At 47.4% G+C, this 17833-nt stretch carries 15 protein-coding genes; 1 reads left to right on the top strand and 14 read right to left on the bottom strand.

Translation table 11 applies throughout. From position 1 onward, the window contains the following. Positions 1-111: 111 nt before the first annotated feature. Positions 112-1575, top strand: coding sequence for an aspartate ammonia-lyase (gene aspA / locus NQ546_RS09625; protein WP_004289929.1), 1464 nt, complete (start codon positions 112-114; stop codon positions 1573-1575). Here the strand turns inward: aspA and NQ546_RS09630 are convergent. The 14 genes from NQ546_RS09630 to NQ546_RS09695 form a co-directional block, all read right to left on the bottom strand. Next, complete coding sequence (locus NQ546_RS09630) at positions 1546-3417, bottom strand: hypothetical protein (RefSeq protein ID WP_004289930.1); 1872 nt, start codon at positions 3415-3417, stop codon at positions 1546-1548. The genes aspA and NQ546_RS09630 overlap by 30 nt on opposite strands. 23 nt (positions 3418-3440) lie before the next feature. Then, positions 3441-5684, bottom strand: coding sequence for a hypothetical protein (locus NQ546_RS09635; RefSeq protein WP_004289931.1), 2244 nt, complete (start codon positions 5682-5684; stop codon positions 3441-3443). 78 nt (positions 5685-5762) lie between these two features. Beyond that, on the bottom strand, positions 5763-6338 hold the full coding sequence (locus NQ546_RS09640; protein WP_004289932.1) for a DUF3575 domain-containing protein: 576 nt from the start codon (positions 6336-6338) through the stop codon (positions 5763-5765). Positions 6339-6353: 15 nt separating this feature from the next. Next, positions 6354-7379, bottom strand: coding sequence for a fimbrillin family protein (locus tag NQ546_RS09645; RefSeq protein ID WP_004289933.1), 1026 nt, complete (start codon positions 7377-7379; stop codon positions 6354-6356). Positions 7380-7407: 28 nt separating this feature from the next. Further along, entirely contained in the window at positions 7408-8646 is a 1239-nt protein-coding gene (locus NQ546_RS09650; RefSeq protein WP_004289934.1) for a fimbrillin family protein, read from the bottom strand. A 190-nt stretch (positions 8647-8836) separates the two neighbouring features. Continuing rightward, positions 8837-10222 carry a fimbrillin family protein gene (locus NQ546_RS09655; RefSeq protein WP_239463446.1) on the bottom strand — a complete coding sequence of 462 codons (1386 nt, stop codon included), beginning with the start codon at positions 10220-10222 and terminating at the stop codon, positions 8837-8839. A 52-nt stretch (positions 10223-10274) separates the two neighbouring features. Continuing rightward, complete coding sequence (locus NQ546_RS09660; protein ID WP_229093415.1) at positions 10275-11711, bottom strand: hypothetical protein; 1437 nt, start codon at positions 11709-11711, stop codon at positions 10275-10277. 2 nt (positions 11712-11713) lie between these two features. After that, positions 11714-12964: a hypothetical protein gene (locus NQ546_RS09665; RefSeq protein WP_172556392.1), complete on the bottom strand. Its 1251-nt coding sequence runs from the start codon at positions 12962-12964 to the stop codon at positions 11714-11716. Beyond that, positions 12961-14307 carry a DUF3575 domain-containing protein gene (locus tag NQ546_RS09670; protein WP_004289938.1) on the bottom strand — a complete coding sequence of 449 codons (1347 nt, stop codon included), beginning with the start codon at positions 14305-14307 and terminating at the stop codon, positions 12961-12963. The genes NQ546_RS09665 and NQ546_RS09670 overlap by 4 nt, the downstream gene beginning before the upstream one ends. A gap of 241 nt (positions 14308-14548) precedes the next feature. After that, positions 14549-14737, bottom strand: coding sequence for a hypothetical protein (locus tag NQ546_RS09675; RefSeq protein ID WP_004289940.1), 189 nt, complete (start codon positions 14735-14737; stop codon positions 14549-14551). Positions 14738-14794: 57 nt separating this feature from the next. After that, the gene (locus NQ546_RS09680; RefSeq protein ID WP_004289941.1) at positions 14795-15172 is read right to left on the bottom strand and encodes a VOC family protein; all 378 of its coding nucleotides are present in this window, start codon (positions 15170-15172) and stop codon (positions 14795-14797) included. A 30-nt stretch (positions 15173-15202) separates the two neighbouring features. After that, the gene (locus NQ546_RS09685) at positions 15203-16285 is read right to left on the bottom strand and encodes a DUF4468 domain-containing protein (RefSeq protein WP_004289942.1); all 1083 of its coding nucleotides are present in this window, start codon (positions 16283-16285) and stop codon (positions 15203-15205) included. An 11-nt stretch (positions 16286-16296) separates the two neighbouring features. Further along, positions 16297-17028, bottom strand: a complete 732-nt coding sequence (locus tag NQ546_RS09690) for an MBL fold metallo-hydrolase (protein ID WP_004289943.1) — start codon at positions 17026-17028, stop codon at positions 16297-16299. Positions 17029-17108: 80 nt separating this feature from the next. Continuing rightward, positions 17109-17813 (bottom strand): pirin family protein, encoded by a 705-nt coding sequence (locus NQ546_RS09695; RefSeq protein WP_004289944.1) that lies wholly within the window; start codon positions 17811-17813, stop codon positions 17109-17111. Positions 17814-17833: the final 20 nt, after the last annotated feature.

Raw genomic sequence — 17833 nt, forward strand, 5'->3', positions numbered from 1 at the left:
TAAAGTTTGTTAACCTGATATTAAAGCTTTGTGTTTACAAAACATTTTATTGTATATTTGGTTATCCTTTGATGACTATTTGTGTAAATAGTTAATAAATGTATATATATTATGAAAGAAGAAGCATTGAAGAAAACTCGCATTGAGAGTGATTTGATTGGCAGTCGGGAAATACCGGAAAATGCCATGTATGGAGTGCAAACCCTTAGAGGTATTGAGAACTTTCGGATTAGTAAATTTCATCTGAACGAGTATCCTTTATTCATCAACGCTCTCGCTATCACCAAGATGGGAGCAGCTATTGCTAATTATGAGCTTGGTTTGCTTACCGAGAAACAAGTGGACGCCATTTTGAAGGCTTGTAAAGAAATACTTGAAGGTAAGCATCATGAACAGTTCCCGGTGGATATGATTCAGGGTGGAGCCGGAACCACTACCAATATGAACGCCAACGAAGTGATAGCCAATCGCGCTCTTGAATTATTGGGGCATAAACGTGGTGAATATCAGTACTGTTCGCCGAACGACCACGTAAATCGTTCACAATCAACGAATGATGCTTATCCTACTGCTATACATATAGGTATGTATTATACTCACCTCAAACTGATGAAGCATTTTGAAGAACTGATTGATGCATTCCGGCGTAAGGCGGAAGAGTTTAAGCATATCATTAAAATGGGACGTACGCAGTTGGAAGATGCTGTTCCGATGACTCTCGGACAAACGTTTAATGGATTTGCCAGCATCCTGCATGATGAAATAAAGAACCTGAACTTTGCGGCGGAAGAGTTTCTTACTGTCAATATGGGGGCTACCGCCATCGGCACCGGTATTACGGCAGAGCCGGAATATGCTGAAAAATGCGTGAAGGCTTTGAAGGAGCTTACAGGCTGGGATATTAAATTATCTGATGATTTGGTGGGAGCTACTTCGGACACCTCCTGTCTTGTAGGATATTCTTCGGCTATGAGGAGAGTTGCGGTGAAGATGAATAAGATATGCAATGATCTTCGTCTGCTTGCATCCGGACCGCGCTGCGGATTGGGAGAAATAAATCTTCCTGCCATGCAACCGGGATCTTCTATTATGCCGGGCAAGGTAAATCCGGTTATTCCGGAAGTGATGAATCAGATTGACTATAAGGTAATAGGCAATGACCTCTGCGTGGCTATGAGTGGTGAAGCGGCACAGATGGAATTGAATGCAATGGAACCTGTTATGGCACAATGTTGTTTTGAGTCTGCCGATTTGTTGATGAACGGGTTCGACACTTTGCGTACTCTTTGCATCGATGGTATCACTGCCAATGAAGATGTGTGTCGCAGATATGTGCACGACAGCATCGGTGTGGTTACCGCCCTTAATCCGGTGATTGGTTATAAGAACTCTACCCGAATAGCCAAGGAAGCTCTTGAAACGGGAAAGGGCGTTTATGAGCTGGTATTGGAGCATAACATTCTTTCCAAAGAAGATTTGGATACTATTCTGAAACCGGAGAATATGATTAAGCCTGTAAAGTTGGATATAAAGCCTAATCTTTTATTAGAAAGAGAAGCTCGTTCCGGCATGTAACGACATCATGACATCTCTTCCCTGTACGTTGTCTTGCATCAGCAGTTCTTTACCGTAAAAGCGGATTTTGGGCTCAAGAAATACTTTGAAGCGGCGACTCACTTGGTAGGAAGTTTGCAGTCCCGCTTCTCCGCCGATAAAGAAACGGTTGTCCTGTTTTAATCTCATGGATGCCACAATTCCGGCAAACAGCTGCACATCGTATTTGCGTTCAGGGTCATATCCTGTCATTAGATTGGTAAGGTTCAGCATATAGTCAAGGCTTCCGCTTGCCATGTTATATTCTATTGCCTTACCTTTTAACTCTGCGGAGAAAGGTCCGAAGTCTGCTCCAAAGCGGAGTGAAGATAGGGGAGTGAAAGTGCGTCCTGCTGCTATCATGGCCTGATAGTTAAAGTTGCGTTTCGGTTCATATCGTTTCATCTGTATGGGAGTTGCAAAGCCGATTACTCCGCTTGCGAAAAAAGAAGGTTTGAACAAGTCGCGATTCAGAGAACGGGCCATGCGGTTTTCTTCATTGGCACGTTTGATTTCAATACCCACATTGATGCTGTACAGATTGTCTGTGAACTTTCTGGCAACGTACCGCCCCTCTTCTTTTTCATTGGTTTTTAAGGAATATGATGCCATACTGGCACGTGGTTCCAAAAATACGGAGACATCACCGAACAGACGGTATTTCAGTTGCAAACCGCCTGTGAAGCCTGTGTATCCGCCTTTTGCGGGACGATAACCGTTTTCTTTCTGAATGTATCCCAGTTCACCGCCGGCTAACACGTTAATGGAAAACTTAGGATCGAGTTGTCTTCCGTTAAAGAAATAAGTGGCATCCAGCATACCTTCCAAACGGCTGCCTGCGTATGCCGACATCTCGTAGAATTCTTCGCCTGCGGCACTTGCAGAGGGGGCGATCACTTTTTTATGCCAGGTATCGGATGATTTAAACGCTGATAGCCGTAGGCCGAATGCCGGTATCAGCCATTTTCCGACTGACAGGCTGATATGCGGTCCGATAGAATTCACCAGTCCTATTTCGCTTGTCAGGCGGGAGCCCTGAAACTGTCCGCCGGCAGCGATACTGACAAAGGTGTTGTCTAAGAAATGATCACCTTCCAGTATGGGTATTTTGCCAAAGGGTTTCCATGCCTTGAAGCGATAGTTCATTCCTACCACTGCGCCGTAGGTCATGTCATATTTATGCCAGTTTTTCTGGAAAGAATGATCTATGCCGTCGCTCATGATAGTGAAGCGAGGTTCCAGATAAAAATCCACATGTGCGGTGGGATGCAGTTTCAGTTGAAATCCTAAATGCAAGTCGGCTACGTGCTCCATTCTGCCTGCCAGTGAGGATAGTTGGTAGCCGATTCCCGCTACGGTCAGGAACTCAAAGATACGTCCGGGGTTGTAACCGTTGACATAGGACGACACATTCAGTAGATAGTCTGCCTGCAATCCGAAGCGCACTAATGTTTCGTTGTCTATTTTTCGTGAAAAATTGCCTGCTGACAGTGAAGCGCGCAAAATATGTGCGGGTGCGAACTGCCAGTTGGCTGCAATGCCGCCTACGGGGCCTGTGTTGAAGTCGGCGTTTCCTCGTGGAATCATCTTGTCCATACCGCCGAACAATGAGATATATACATTATTTTTCCACAGGGTATCAAAGGGGACTGCATCCGGATGTTGGTAGCGCTTCTGGAAAATCTGTTGCGTAGCGTCGAATCCGGGGTTGATTGTATCTTTGGAAAGTACAGTCCGGGGCGGAATACTGCTTCCTTGCTGCCGGGCAAAGGCTGTTGGCATTGCAATGTTCCATACAATCAGTATAATCAGTAGTTTCTTCATATTTTCAATTCTCTATATTCAGATTAATAAAGTTTCCAGTCGCCTTGGTCGTAATACTCCATAAATTCTTTACTGATTTCACCGTCGTTCATGGCTGTTTTATAGTATTTCTTGTCCTGTTTGATGATTGCTTCCAGTTTCTTGCAGGCTTCATCAAAATCCAAGGCATTGTCATAGCTCCATTCATACAACTTCTTTTCCCGGATGTAAATCACTAACTTCATATAGTTCGTCATGGGTGTTTCAGGAAGTTCCGCCAGGGCTTTCTCGGCTTCTTTGTTGTAACTGTCTGTTTCCATTGCCATGCACATTACAATATTGTTCAGCGGTGACGACTCTTTTACCAGCTTGAACACTTTTTTACGTTCCTCGCCCTCTTTTACGGTGGCGGCGCCCCGATAATCATAATATCCGCCGAGGCAGTTGGCAAATGCCTTTATCATTTGAAAGCGCTCGGTGTCAGGAAGCTTATCGGCAAGGATACTGGCATCTTCAAAGTTATAGGCGCGTATGTACATGGCAAGTTGATTGGCAACGATTGTCTCAGGATTGACTTCGGTTTTTGTGACGCTGATGCCGTCATTGAAGGAGTCTACCATATTGACTTTCCGTTTGAGGTCTATCAGGGGCTTCAGTATCTCCACATCGAAAGTATCTCTGCGCAGAAGGGCTACCGCAAGGTTGTTTGCTGCCAGTATCCATGGCTTTTCTTTTCCTTTTGCATCGTATGCCATTGTTTCCCTGTATGCACGCCGGTAAAGTTTTTCCGCTTCTTTCGGTTCTTTTATCATTTGGAACAGATGCCAGTACTCGTATCGTGTGAACGACTTTTTGCCGTCGGCATATTGCGGGTCATGCAGATATTTGTCCAATATCTCATCCGGATTCAGTTCGCGGAAGATTTCATGTTTGTATTCATACTGCACTGTGCGGAGTTGAGGCAATCGTTCTTTGATGGCAGTGGCGTAGTAGGGTAGGCGTGATACGGCGGCAAATTGCGCATCGGGGTTCTTGTATTTTTCGGTAATCTCCCTTATCTCCTGCGCTTCGGCTGTCAGGCTGTCCTGTTCCAGCAGGTCGGCCACTTCATTCCAGGTTGCTACGCGGGTTTCTGTGGGATGTTTGTACACCCGGCTCCATTTGGCGGGCGGTATTACGGATGTGATTTTGTGTAGTGCAAAGTTGGTTCGCTGTTTGGCGAGGGCCAGATTGCTGGCATAACGTCCTTCGGGAGATGACACACCGGTGATTTTAAATTCTTTCAGGGTGGTTCCTTCACCATTCACGATGTTCATCAGGTCCTCCTGCAGTTTGTTCATTTGCACTATGTTGGTGGAATCTTCCGGATCCAGTTCCGCTTTGCCTACGAGAAATGTCAGTGAGATGTTTCCTGCCGTATTTCTTCGTTCGCGCCGGGGTGTTTCTTTGTATTTGTCGGGATCCAGTTCGAAATCGGGAAATGAAAACTCCAGAAACTGCAAAGGGCGTTTTATTTTGCAGGTAGTCATTTTCCATTCGGCTTCGTAAGTGGAGTGGGTGTAGTCTGCAATAATCACTTTGGATAAAACGCTGTATATGCGCCGGGGGTCGGGGACGGGTACCGAGTCGTTGATGTCCAGATTGAAACGTGTGGCATCCAGTTGCCGGCGGGTGTTGATATAGGGGGCCAGTTTGTCATTCTTTATATCATAAGCCATGCGGCGGTCTTGTGTCAGTCCGTATTCCGGTCCGTCCATGACGGTGGGGACCATGTAGCTTACAACTTCTTCTGTGGTGCAGTCCATGATATAGGGCTGCATGATGAGGCGGCGGTTGGGAGCGCCGTAATTGCTCGGAATCGCTACCGAGTTATTTACAATCAGTTTGTTTCCTATTATCTTTCCTGCTACGGGACGGGGTTGCGGATTAGGGTTCTCCGCTACCACTTCCACTTCGTCAAGGGCGATGCCACCGTCAATATTGGCATTTATTTCTTGTTTATAGTTCACTTCGCGCAGTTCATTTTTCATTTGCACGTTGAAGATCAGCGCACCGTTTTCGGCAACGCGTATTTCATAGTATCCGTCGGCTCCCGCTACGGCATCGGCATCGAAGAGTAAAGTACCTCCTCCGCCGGTTTCCAGCGCTTTCAGGGCATCGCGCGCCGATGCCACAGTGTTGAATGCAAAGATGCGTACTGTCTCTCCCATGGGGAAAGGTCTTGGCTTCTTTTCGCCTTCGGGCAGGTTCAGCACTTTGCCGGATACGATAGAGATTTGTTGCGCCATGATTGGTATGGAAGTCGAAATCACAGCAATGCAGACAGCTAATGTTCTGATGAAATTTCTCATGGCGTGTTGTTCTTTTTATTTGAAGATATAAGAAATGGAGACACCGATTTTGATGGGCAGCAGTTTGTAGCCGGTGGCGTTGGCTTGCGCTGTTCCGTTGGTGTAGTCCTCAAGATTGTCGTTTTTGTAGTATTGTTTTTGCTTGAAATATACGGCACCGAATCCGCCATGAAACTCCACGTTGAGGCGTTTGCTCAAGTTGAGTGCATAGCCAAAGGTGACTCCTGCGCCGGCTGCGTCGCCCTGATAGATGTTGTCTCCCCACGTAATGTCGTAGGATGTGCCGAGGGCGGATATTCCTACAAATTCGCGCGTCATGGGACGTCCGTTGAACCAATAGCGGTATTCGGGCATAAGGCCTATCATCTGTGCTTTGTTTCCGTAGATATTGACTGCGCCGAAAGCCGAGATGTCTATACTGCTCCGTTCGCCCACCACAAATTCGCAGCCTACGTTCGGCATCATGGCGGCAAACATCAGTCCGTTGGTCTTTACTGCTATTTGCTGGGCATGCAGGGCGGTGAAACTGCCAAGCAACAGTAGTAGCGGCAGTGCGTGTCGCGGGCGGAGAAAATGAAATAATTTCGGCATAATCTATTTTATTTGTTATTCAAAGGTATGTTCTTCACCTGGTTGCCATTCACTTACGCTGGCCTTGGCTGCCATGCTTTGCGTATACTTGATGTTAATGGTGGTGATGTATCCGGCTTTCAACCTGACGATTACCTTGTTCTGGTTCTCGTCCTTGTCTGCTTCGTCGAATACTACAATTTCTTTATTTTCCGTTTCCTCCGGCATAGAGACGTTCAGTGTCAGTTTACGGATGGCGCTATTCTCTGCAGCTTCGTAGGGAAACAACAGGTAATCTTTTACGATAGGGGCTTTATTGGCGATGATACCTAAGTTCTCCGCTTGGTAGTCAAGGAATACTGCTGTCCGGTTACTGCTGTTGTTGGAGGTAATCACTCCGGTGGCTAAGTCCATGGTTCCTTCCTGTCCTTCGCGTGTGGTGAAACTGATGCTGTTCAGTATCGGATGTGAGTCTACGGTATATTCCTGCGTGTTGGTATAAATGTTGAAACGCAGAATGGCCAAGGCGTGTTTCAGCGGAAGTGACACTTTGTTGCCGGCTGCGGCAAGGGCTTTGCTGCCGGTTATCATGCCGGTATAGAGGTAGTCGGTCACAGCTTCACTGCCTTTAGTCCCGTTCACAGGGATGGAAGCGTTTCCGTTTCCGTCTGTCGAAACATCGGTTGTGTATGGATAGTAGGCATACAGATATAGCTTATCCTGTCCCGGAGGGTAGTTGACTGTGGAGCCATCGGCTATGGTCAATGCACCACTCGGCCCTACGTTCAGATATTCCAGGTTCTTCAGATAGGGCTCTATAAAATTGCCTCCTTGTTCTGTCAATCCGAACACTCCTACCGGAGCCCTCTCTTCCAATGTTGTTCCGGTGATAATTCCGCTTCGGGTGATGGTTGTTTCTATGGTGCTGACGGAGGCGTTCAGACAAACCTCCACGTTTTCCTCCCCGGATAGGGGAGGAACTATGGAGTTTTCTTGGTTACATCCTGTCAACAAAGAGAGTGTAACGCCAAAATAGAATAATATGTTTGTTGGTTTCCTCATTACTTATCTTAGAAACTTGTTTCTTGTTTTATTCAATCGGTGCGTCAATATTGCCGCCGTCAAAGTCTTGCCATTCTGTCAGGGTGGCGTCCACCATTACTTCCTGCATTGAATACACTCCGATTTGCACATTGTAGATAATGCCTTTCTTGAATCCGCCCGGGGTATTCACTTGGAGGGTTACGGTTTGTTCGGTAGGTACGCTGGTGGCTGCGTCCGGAGCTTCTATGGTAACTTCCAGTTCAAGGGCTGCGGTTCCGTCGGTTGGCTTTGCCATCAGATAACCGATTTTGTCACCGCCGTCTCCTGCTATGCTTGGAGTGAATGTACCTGTGGCAACGTTATCAGTGCCGATTGACAACATGGACAATGATTCGTTTCCGGCCCATGTGAGCGTTCCGTCTATCACGTTCAGAGTGGCGCTGGTGCCATGATTCTTGATGCGTACATTTTTTACTTTCAATTTTTGTGCAGCCTCTTTATCGGCTTCGGATTGTTTCTTGGCAGCTATCACCTGGAAAGTGAATTGGGTAAGCAAGTGGGTGAAGTTGATGTTGGGCACCCATTTATAATCATCTCCGTTTTTTCCACCGGTAGTGATCAGGTCGTGGTGATATTTCAGTTGCCGGATGTATTTGGCTTTGTAGCCTGTCAGGACGGAACTGTTCTTTTCGTCGGTACTTCCGTCGATGAAGATAGATTGCTCCGGAATGTTAGGTGCGGCGGCTTTGTTCCACATGATGTCTTGCGAACCATTGAATGTGAATCTCACTGTGGCCTGGCTGGCGGTTACAGTGGCGCCGGTTGCTTGATAAGGAGAATACCCATAGAATGTGTAGTCGTACTTGTTGTCTACGGGGTAATAGTAGACGGCTCCCGAGGTTCCGTCTCTGTAAAGGGAGATTTTCTTGGCATCTGCTTCAGAACCGGGTGAATTGGTCTGAACAGCGATTACTCCCTGAATATTGTTCAGGAGAGCGCCTGCGGCTGTACTCCAGTCTGTTGCGGCTACATCGGTGCCATTGTTGACGGCCAAAGCGAATACGCCTACATTGGTTCCTATAAAGTTCGCATCGGTAATAGGTGCACGTGTCACCGTAGTGGAGGCTGAGGCATTTAATTCACCTCCACCCAACTGGATAACTACTTGTCCGTCGGGACTCTCAAAGTCGTCCTCGGTGGTGGGCTGTTCTGCAATGATTTCCTCGTTTTGCGAACATGCTGCCATGCAAAGGACGGCTGCCAGAAGCCATAAGTTCTTTTTCATATTTTTGTAATGAGTAATTGTTAAACATATCGTTAATTGTCTCTTGTTTCTCCAAGGAGACTATTGGTTTCAACGTGCGAAACTTCTTCTACATGCTTGGGTATTTCAAATACCAACGGTTAGTACTTTTTGTACCTCCCGTTGGTCTTTGGATTGTTTCGGAAGTTATCTTCCGTAGGGAAGCCGGTTATTATTTACCGTCTTCGATGTCAGCATCGATATCGCCACCGTTTTCCCATGCGGTCAAAACTGCAGTAACTTCAATCTTCTCGAGACCGTAGATTGTAATGTATACGTTGTAGGAAGCACCGGGCATGAATTTTTTTGTTGCTCCTGAAATCTTAGTCTGATCAATGATTAACTTGTTATCTGCCTTTTCAACTTCTTTGTATGTAATCGTACCAGTTGCTTCGTCTTTGGTATCTTCTACATATTGTTTGAGGTCTATGGATAATGTAATATTTCCGTTGTCAGGGTCGTCGATGGGGAAGAACATTACAGGCTCACCTACTTGAGTGCCTTTGGTATCAGGATCTGACTCCGGAATATTTGCATCTCCATAAGGATACTTAGGTACTACCGAATTTATCAAACCTTTTGTTGGGTCCAGCTTGTGGTTAGCAGCAGCATCTTTGCTACATACTACAAAATCAGCAACACCGGTTCCGTTTCTTGTAGAAGAAGGAACGGTAAGATCCATATCAACAACATTTGCCATGTCTTTTAGAGTGATCTTAGTGACTTGCATACCAAGAGGTTTGTCAGCAGCATCGCTACTTTTGCGTTCTACCCATTGACTTGTTTGCCATTCATAACCTGCTGCACTTTCGCTACCGGCTCTTACAAAGAATTTCAAGCGTGCCAATTGGTGCTCGAATTTCAAGACAGGAACAATACCTTTACGGGCTGTACGGGCACCGAATTGATATTTCATTAATTCAGTCCATTCACTTCCCAATGAAGTAGCAATGTCTTTATAGAAACTTTCAGGATCAGCGGCAGTGGCATCATTTTCGGCCATATCTATGGTTTTAGCTGCCAATAAGTCTTGAGTACCATCGATTGTAACGCCTGTTACTTTCTTTTCTGTTGCTGTAATGCTTGGATTTGCATTTTTTGCATCATCAATATGGTAGCCATAGAATGTATATTGACCGTTGGTCGGGTAATATTTATATTGAATTACACCGTTGTCACTATCTTCTGTATAGGTTTTATAGATTCTGATGGCGCCTTTGTCTTTGGCGTCAGCTTTGGGTGCTCTGAACTCAAGAACACCATTGTCAAGAATCTTGGTTTTTGCATTTTCAGCTCCTTCTTCAGCTTCTAATCCGGTATTTCTATCCACCATGTAGATGTACAGTTTTTGGCTGTTCCATGTGTTTTGGTCACCGGCAACGTCGCCCACTGAACCTGTACCTCTGGTGCTGGCTGTGACAGTAGGTACATCGAGTCCCAATGCGATCACTGCTTTGTCATTGTTCTCTTCCGGATTGCCGATACCCGGATCATTGTCTTTTGAACAACTGCTCATCACTGCGAGAGCCATTGCTGCGTAGAAAAATTGCTTTTTCATAATCATTAAAATTTTAATTAATAAAAGAAAATATATAAATCTCTGTTTGTTTTTATTCTTTTTCCTCTCCTATTTCTATGTCTCCTCCGTTTATCCACGAGGCAGCCTGCACGTTCAGTTTTATCTCTTGCGGTCCGTATATATAGGCACTGATGCTGTATTCGCGTCCGCCCATGAATCCACTGGAGAGATAAGCGCCGTTTTCGTCTTTGTTGTGCACAGCGTCTTTCAGGTCGTAACTGAAAGTGGTGATATACGGTTCGCTTTCAGTTTCGTTGGGATAATATTCCGTACTTATCAACAGCTTGGCATTGTTGCCCGGTGGCAGCAGAAATACACCGCCGTCTGTTGCCGGACGCCGGCTCACATCCTTGTCCACATCTTCTTCCTTCACTTGTATGGGGTAGAGGGACTTTCCATTCTCATCGGTCCAGGGCTTTTCATTTCCTTCCGTATCGCGTGACGGCAGTTTGCCCGGCTCTCCGTCGGCAGGAAAGTAGACGCCTACTTTGGCAGGATCCGATGATGCTACGGTGAACACGCCTTTGTTTACACATTCTATCCATACGCCTGTGATGTAGACGACCTCTTTCGGGTTTTGACTTGCAGGATAGAACTTCAACTTGACGTATGACAGTTGGTGCTTCATCCGGATGATAGGCCAGATGTTGCGGCGTGCCGTATAGGTGCCGTAATAACAACTGCGCATCAACTGGCGCTCGTCGGCAGGAAGCTGTTTCAGCCGGGCAGCCTGTTCGCTGTAATCGGCAGCCACTTCGCGTCCGTTTTCCACGTCCTCTATCAGTGTCTTTAGGTCGGCGGCAGAGGCACACATCAAGTCCTGCGAGCCGTCCACTGTGACATCGAAGCAGATGCGGTCCGCTTCACGTTTCACTTCGCCTATCTTCGCATTGTCGTAGTAGTAGGCAAAGAAATTGAAAGCGTCGAACTCCTCCTGCAGGTTGTAGTAGGGGATATAGCCGGAACTCTTCCAGTTGACGAACGAACCGTTTCCTGCGTATGCCGCGCGCTTGCCATGCTCTTTACTTTGTTCGGCGGTGATTCCCAATGCTGCACATTCCTCATCGGTGATTCCGTCCAGGCTGCCGTCTATGAGGCAGTAACGTCGGTCGGTGTCTTCGGCGCGGCGATGGGCATAGGTCATGCCGTTGGGGTTGTCGCGCCGGAATGCGTACACAAAGAATGTTCCGTCGTATATATGCTTGTTGAAACTTTCTTCATCTTCAGGATCCAGCACTCCCGAACCACGCGTCAACACATTATATATAGGGTCGCTGAAAGCTACCATGACGGGCAGTTGTGTCTGGTCGCCCTGGCCTCCCGGATTGTTGGGGTCGTAGAGTGGCTCCTCACCGGTGTACAGGTTTCCGCAACCGGCACCAAGCAACAGCATACACCATAACAGTAAGACGGGTGCATGGCGGTATTTCCGTTTATGTATCTTATTCCTATATGTCTGTCGTTGCATTCCTATATCTCTATTATTATGTCGTCGTCCGGATTGGTCGGGTCGTTGGGTTGCCAGCCCATTCCGGTGTCATCGGATACTATTTGGTCGGCCTTTATTACTAAAGGGCTTGTTATTTCGATGTTTACGTCATCTTTGCTGTAACGGAGATAGGTTTTGCTGTCGCGCACTTCAATAAGCTGCGCCGCAGTCAATTCATCATAAGGATTGATGGCTCCGTAGATGTAGCGGCTGTTTTTTACAGGTTTGCCGTCTTGGTCCAGCACCGGGGCTCCGGAAGCATCCAGCCGGTTGGCAGACACCTGCAAGGCAACCTGCAGGATGCCCGGTCCATTGAGATGCCCTTTGGCGGCGCTCGGTATGACGCCCAGGGTGTGGAAGTGCACCACGCATCGGTAGGTGTTCTCTCCGGTTTGCGTAAACTCGTCGGGCTGTGCCTGGTGTACCATCCGGTAGAGGCGGGTGGTGTCCAGGCAGGCTTCGGATATGTTGAAGTGTCCGCAAGCGCCGGACAGTTCAATGATAGGCGGCAAGAGGTCTTCTTTTTTTATATCTCCCTCGGTGCGGATATTTAGGATGATATTGATGCGCTGGCTGATGCGTTGCATGTCAAAGTCAATGAGGGTCGGTTCGCCTGTCCGGATGTCTATATCCTTTTGCACTGCATAGTATATGGGAGATTTCAATTCCTGCAAATATTCCTCGTCCGGATTAAAGTCCGGCAGGTCGTTACCTGCCACGATGTCGGGCTTTTTGTCGCCCATGCTGCTTATTTGCAGATAAAGGTCTTTCACGCTCACCCGGTTGTCGTGAATGTAGTTGTCCAGATTGCTTATGCTGACGATTGGAAGCGGTGAAGGCTCTGTGCCGTCAGCCGGTGCCGCAGCATCTGTGCACTGGTCGTTGATGACGAAAATATTGTATTCGCCTCCGCGCAGATAGAAAGAGGAGCCGTCTCCCTCTTCTGTTTGGGGATTGTCCGAAGAGCTTTCCTGTTGTGTGATATTGCCGGCTGTTGCAGGATCTATGGATGTGTCCACGATGCCGCGGGTGCGCCAGGTATTGATGATACGGCTTGCTATGATGTGCATCTCTGCCGGAATCTCATCTTTGTCGGTATCCCCCCAGTTCAGCCTTACGCGCATATCGGTGATATGCGGGTGTCCTTCCTCCGGGCAGAGGTCTACCGAAGTGCAGGAGCAGAAGCAGCACAACAGGCTGAGGCCAAGATATGTCAGTGTCTTGTTTTTCATGCTTTGTCCTCCTTCTTTTCCTTGTCGGGAGCTTCGGCTTCTTCTTGCTTCGCTTCCGTATCTTCTTTGGTGGCTTTTAGTTCCTGTTGCCCGTCCTTTTTCTTGTTTTTTCCGGATTCTTTCTTCTTTTTCTTTCCTTTCTTCTCTTTAGCTGCTTGTTTGGCATCTTTGGCGGCATGTTTGCCGAGCTTGGTGGAATCCTGTGCTTCGGCTTTCCGCTTCAATTGTTTTTCGTACTCTTTCAGTGCCTTGTCTATTGTTTTCTCCTGTTCGGATGTAAGGGTGTCGCTAAGCTGTATGCCCAGTGAATCCGCTACGTGCTTGCGCAGCTTGTCGGCGGCTTCTTTCAGGGCCTGTTCCTTGCGCTCCTGTTGCATCAACCGCCACTGTTTCAACTCTTCTTTGGTGAGCAGGCTGTCCGGACGGCTGAAACCTTGTTTTTGGACGGCACCGGCAATGGAGTCGATGCGCAGGCGCATGGCGTTGATTTTGGCATTGATTGCATTACGCTTCTCGCTGCGTATCTGTACCCGGCGGTAGACAGATGCTTTGTACTTGCTTCCCACAGACATGAACCGATAGACGAAAGCTACCCGCAGGTCGGTAATCAAGGGGAAGGGAACGATGTGTCCGCCCTTGCATTTGTCTGCTATGCGCGGATAACAGTTGCTTTCAGCATCATGGGTGTAGACATCATACGAGGTGTACAGAAGTCCGGCCGAACCGCCTAATTCCAAGTCGATATAATTATTGCGGTAACCGTAGAGCGGGGCGGTATAACCAACGCTGATGCCGGCGCCGTAAGCATTGCCTTGTTTACCTTCTTTGCCGATTTTCAGGTTATAGCTGGAGGCGTTGACGTATACTCCCCAGTAGTAAGCACGCTCTTGTCGCGGATTCTTGCGCTGGGTGGTGAACACCGTTTCTTTCAGTCGGGTGTATAATCCGGCGTCTTTGGTGACGCCGCCGCGTTGGCGGGTACGGAAATACTGCCTCCATTCCACGCGTGCGTCGAACACATTAAATATCAGGGAAGGGGTGTACGTCTGGGAAGTATTCCAGTTCCATTTTATGTTGGCGCTGATTGTACGCTTGTTTCGGATGGTATTGCCCAAGTCGAACTCCACACCAATATTGGGAATAGTCAATAACCAGTCCACTGCATTTGTCTTGATTCCCCAGCGGTCTTTGAAAGATATTTCTTCTGCTTTTGCATCATCTTTCCTGCCGCGTTGCGTCTGGGCATATGCGTTAGTCAAAGTTATTGATATAAGAAAGCACACTACAATTCTTTTGGATAAAAAAAAGTAATGCTTTTTTTTATGCTCTTGTGATAAAATCACTTTTCTTTAAATTTTTTTATTTGTTTGTTTGTGATGCCAAAAATATATAGCGAAAACGTAAAAACAAAGTTTTCCGTTAACTTTATTTGAGACTTGAGCCTTTTTTAACGCAAAATAGCTAATTTCTGTTTTAGTTGAATAATTTTGTAACGGTTTTCCGGGATAAAAATAGAGAGATATAAAGAAAAAGGTGTAAATTCTGTTTGATAGAACTTACACCTTTTCACTTGAAAAATATTTTTTACTTTCCTTTATGCCTGTTCGCGCGCTTCTTGCGAATCTCTGCTTTCATTTTCGCCGCACCGGAACCATGAAGGCCGGTAATATAGGTCTTTTTCTTGGCTTTGGTTTTCACCTTGTTTTCTTCCTTAGGCTTGTCTTTCTTGCCTTTGAAAACAATACCGCCCATCATTGCTTCTTCTATACTCACGTTGCTATTGTATTAAATATTATAATGTAAATTGCTGTGCCACAAGTCTGATATATGCTATTTGGCAGGTAGTATCTCAATCCAGTAATCATCCGGATCATTGATGAAGTACAGTCCCATAGCGGTGTTTTCAAAACACACCCAGCCATTCTCCTTATGATATTGGCGGATGGCATCGTAGTCTCCGGCTACGCGGAAACACAGGTGACTTTCATTCTCGCCCAGTTCGTAGGCTTGGGGATGTTCTTTCAGGCAGGTCAGTTCCAGCAGGAAGCCTGTGCTGCCGTCGGTGAGATAGACCAACGTGAAAGAGCCGTCCGACGACTCTTTCCGATGATGCTCTTTCAGTCCTAATGCCTTTTCGTAGAAAGTGATGCTACGTTCCAGATTGGTGACATTTATATTGAAATGGTCAAATTTACTTTTTATTTCCACTGTTGTCCGTTGTTAGGTTTGATTATTGATTTATTTGATTTTCGCTTTCAGGATTTCGCCTATATACGTACGCGGCATGCCTTCTATCGGAGCCTGTGACGGGAACTTCTTACATTCCAGTATAATGGAAGGCTCGTTCTGTCCGTTAGGATAGAAACGTACGGTGTAATTCTGTGCCGCATCCATTTGTCCGTAAGGCTGGTCGGGCGACAGGATGGTGAATACCACCGCTTTGTTGCCGGCTATTTTGCCTAATGAACCGCCGGCATTGGCCGTCATCATTGTCATATTGAAAGGTTCTTCGCCGATTACGATTACCAATTTGCCGTTTCCGGTCTGGATTGCATCCGAGGGGATGGCATCCGGAGACACTTCCCTGTATGCGGCGGAGGCTGATTCGGTGGCGGCAACCGGAGTTGCAGATGTTTTGGGAGTCTCCACCGTAACCTGCGTCTTGGGAGTGATAACCGTTGTGCCGGAATTCACAAGTGCTGTTTCCGCTTTCTTCTCTTCCTTCTTTTCCACAGCAGGAGCTTTGGCGACAGTGCTGGCGCTTAGGGCTTCTGTTATATCGACACAGAGATCGTCAACGAAGTCCACTGTCTTTCTGCGCCATTTGGCAAGGCCGCGTACCAGTTTGGTCTTGGACTTGTTCAAAGCGTATTTGTCGGTAATCCATTCCTCGGCGGTATATTTTTCCTTTCCCTCGCGATAGCTGAAACGGATTTTTTCTACTTCGAGGGTACATTTCTCCGGCTGGCAGGTGAGGGTGAGTTGGTAGAGTATTTTGGTTCTGTCCAGTGACAGGGCTGTGGAGCTGAACACGATCCATTCGTCGCCCATGCCCACAATCTGTCCTTTTTCCCGGTTGGAATAGACCACGCGGCTGGTATTCTCATTCTTGGCCAGTCGTGTGTCCATCCACTTCAGCAGGCGGGAATAGATTGTATCTTGAGACATGCCGGGGATACTGAAATCTTTGGTAAATACCACTTTTCCGTCTGCTTCGGGAACAGCGCCGGCCAGATACTTACTGTCATCCCGTTGGGCGTGCAGCAAGGCGGGCATGCAAAGGCAGAATAGTGCAAAAAGAACTTGTGTTAAATTTTTCATAATGCTATGTTTTATTTAGTAATATCAAAACTCTCACCCCGGCGGGAAATCGTCAGGAAACGGCAGCCTTTGCTTTCGGCAAAAGTGCGGAATGAGTTGCCGCCCCGGTAGTCTTCGCTGAAGTGCATTGGTGCAAATATAGTGGTTTTTATTCGTTCCACGAATTGTTCCGCACCGCGCATGTAATCTTTTCCGATGCGGCTGTCCACCGGAAACATGGCTACGTCTACCAGAGGGGCCTTTTGTTGCAGGATTTTTATTTCTGCGAGAAAGTCGCCTTCGGCCTTGCGTATTTCCTGCGGGGTGGACTCTTCGCTCCAGTGCCAGTTGTTCAGGTCGCCGGCGTGGAACAGGCGGATGCCCTGCAAGTCTATCAGAAAGGAGATGCCGACGTCGGTGGAGCCGAAGGCTTCGATGCGGATGTGTCCGTCTTCGTAGACGTCGCCTTTATTTATATAGGTGGCATCTTCCGCCGCTGCACGCCGATGTTTCAGAATATCTTTGGAGAAGATATACCGGATATCGGGGCGTTCTTCCTTCCATGAAAGAACTTCGCGGTTGAAGTGGTCGGGGTGGAAATGCGAGGAAAGCACGTAGAGTATCCCCGGTTTCTTTAGCAGGCAGTCATGCACGATTCCCCGGTTCGGCGCCTCTTCCGAGGTGTCTTTGTAGTAATCGATGATGACTGTCACGCCGTCCGCTTCAATCGCGAAGCCGCTATGGTAGATATAATCAAGTTTCATTGTACGGATTCAATTATAGCGCAATATTACGAAAAACGCTACACAAACTTCCGCTTTCGCTGTTATTTTATGCAAAAGCCCTACATCGGGACCTCCATCAGCAGGATATGCGAGTCTTTCAGGGTCTCTATTTCCAGGCTGTTGGTTTCGTACACTCCCATGCCGTCACGACGTGAAAGCACTGTGCCGTCCACTTTTATTTCGCCTTCTATCAGGAATATGTACACTCCTGCGTGTGACTGGTGCAGGTGGTAGCCCGTCTTTTTTCCGGCTTCCACCTCTCCAATGGAGAACCAGGTTTGTTGCAGCATTTTGGCGGGAGCGTTGCCGTCGGGAGACACGATGAGGGCAAGCTCGTTCTTGTGCAGGTAGGAACGGATGTCATAGTCCTGATAGGCGGGAGGGGTATTCAGCTTTTCGGGCATCACCCAGATTTGAAGGAGTTCCACTTCTTCGGTGTCGCTGCCGTTCATCTCACTGTGGTAGATGCCTGTGCCGGCGCTCATCGTCTGGATGTAGCCCGGGGTGATGGTGCGGTGGTTCTGCTTGCTGTCGCCATGTTGCAGCCGGCCTTTCAAGGGAATGGTGATAATCTCCATGTTTTTATGGGGATGGGTGCCGAAGCCTTCGCCGGGGGCTATACGGTCGTCGTTCAGTACGCGCAAGGCTCCGAAGTTCATACGGCGCGGGTTGTAGTATCCGTCGAAACTGAATGTATGGTAACTGTCGAGCCAATCGTATAAAGAACGTCCGCGGCTCTCGGCTTTGTCTATTACTTTTTTCATAACCTGTTTTTTTTAATGGT

This window comes from Bacteroides eggerthii, assembly GCF_025146565.1.
Lineage (GTDB): Bacteria > Bacteroidota > Bacteroidia > Bacteroidales > Bacteroidaceae > Bacteroides > Bacteroides eggerthii.

Bases quoted from the DNA above. Each gene is read 5' to 3' on its own strand.
- aspA (WP_004289929.1), top strand. From the start codon at position 112: ATGAAAGAAGAAGCATTGAAGAAAACTCGCATTGAGAGTGATTTGATT.
- NQ546_RS09630 (WP_004289930.1), bottom strand. From the start codon at position 3,417: ATGAAGAAACTACTGATTATACTGATTGTATGGAACATTGCAATGCCA.
- NQ546_RS09635 (WP_004289931.1), bottom strand. From the start codon at position 5,684: ATGGCGCAACAAATCTCTATCGTATCCGGCAAAGTGCTGAACCTGCCC.
- NQ546_RS09640 (WP_004289932.1), bottom strand. From the start codon at position 6,338: ATGCCGAAATTATTTCATTTTCTCCGCCCGCGACACGCACTGCCGCTA.
- NQ546_RS09645 (WP_004289933.1), bottom strand. From the start codon at position 7,379: ATGAGGAAACCAACAAACATATTATTCTATTTTGGCGTTACACTCTCT.
- NQ546_RS09650 (WP_004289934.1), bottom strand. From the start codon at position 8,646: ATGAAAAAGAACTTATGGCTTCTGGCAGCCGTCCTTTGCATGGCAGCA.
- NQ546_RS09655 (WP_239463446.1), bottom strand. From the start codon at position 10,222: ATGAAAAAGCAATTTTTCTACGCAGCAATGGCTCTCGCAGTGATGAGC.
- NQ546_RS09660 (WP_229093415.1), bottom strand. From the start codon at position 11,711: ATGCAACGACAGACATATAGGAATAAGATACATAAACGGAAATACCGC.
- NQ546_RS09665 (WP_172556392.1), bottom strand. From the start codon at position 12,964: ATGAAAAACAAGACACTGACATATCTTGGCCTCAGCCTGTTGTGCTGC.
- NQ546_RS09685 (WP_004289942.1), bottom strand. From the start codon at position 16,285: ATGAAAAATTTAACACAAGTTCTTTTTGCACTATTCTGCCTTTGCATG.
- NQ546_RS09690 (WP_004289943.1), bottom strand. From the start codon at position 17,028: ATGAAACTTGATTATATCTACCATAGCGGCTTCGCGATTGAAGCGGAC.
- NQ546_RS09695 (WP_004289944.1), bottom strand. From the start codon at position 17,813: ATGAAAAAAGTAATAGACAAAGCCGAGAGCCGCGGACGTTCTTTATAC.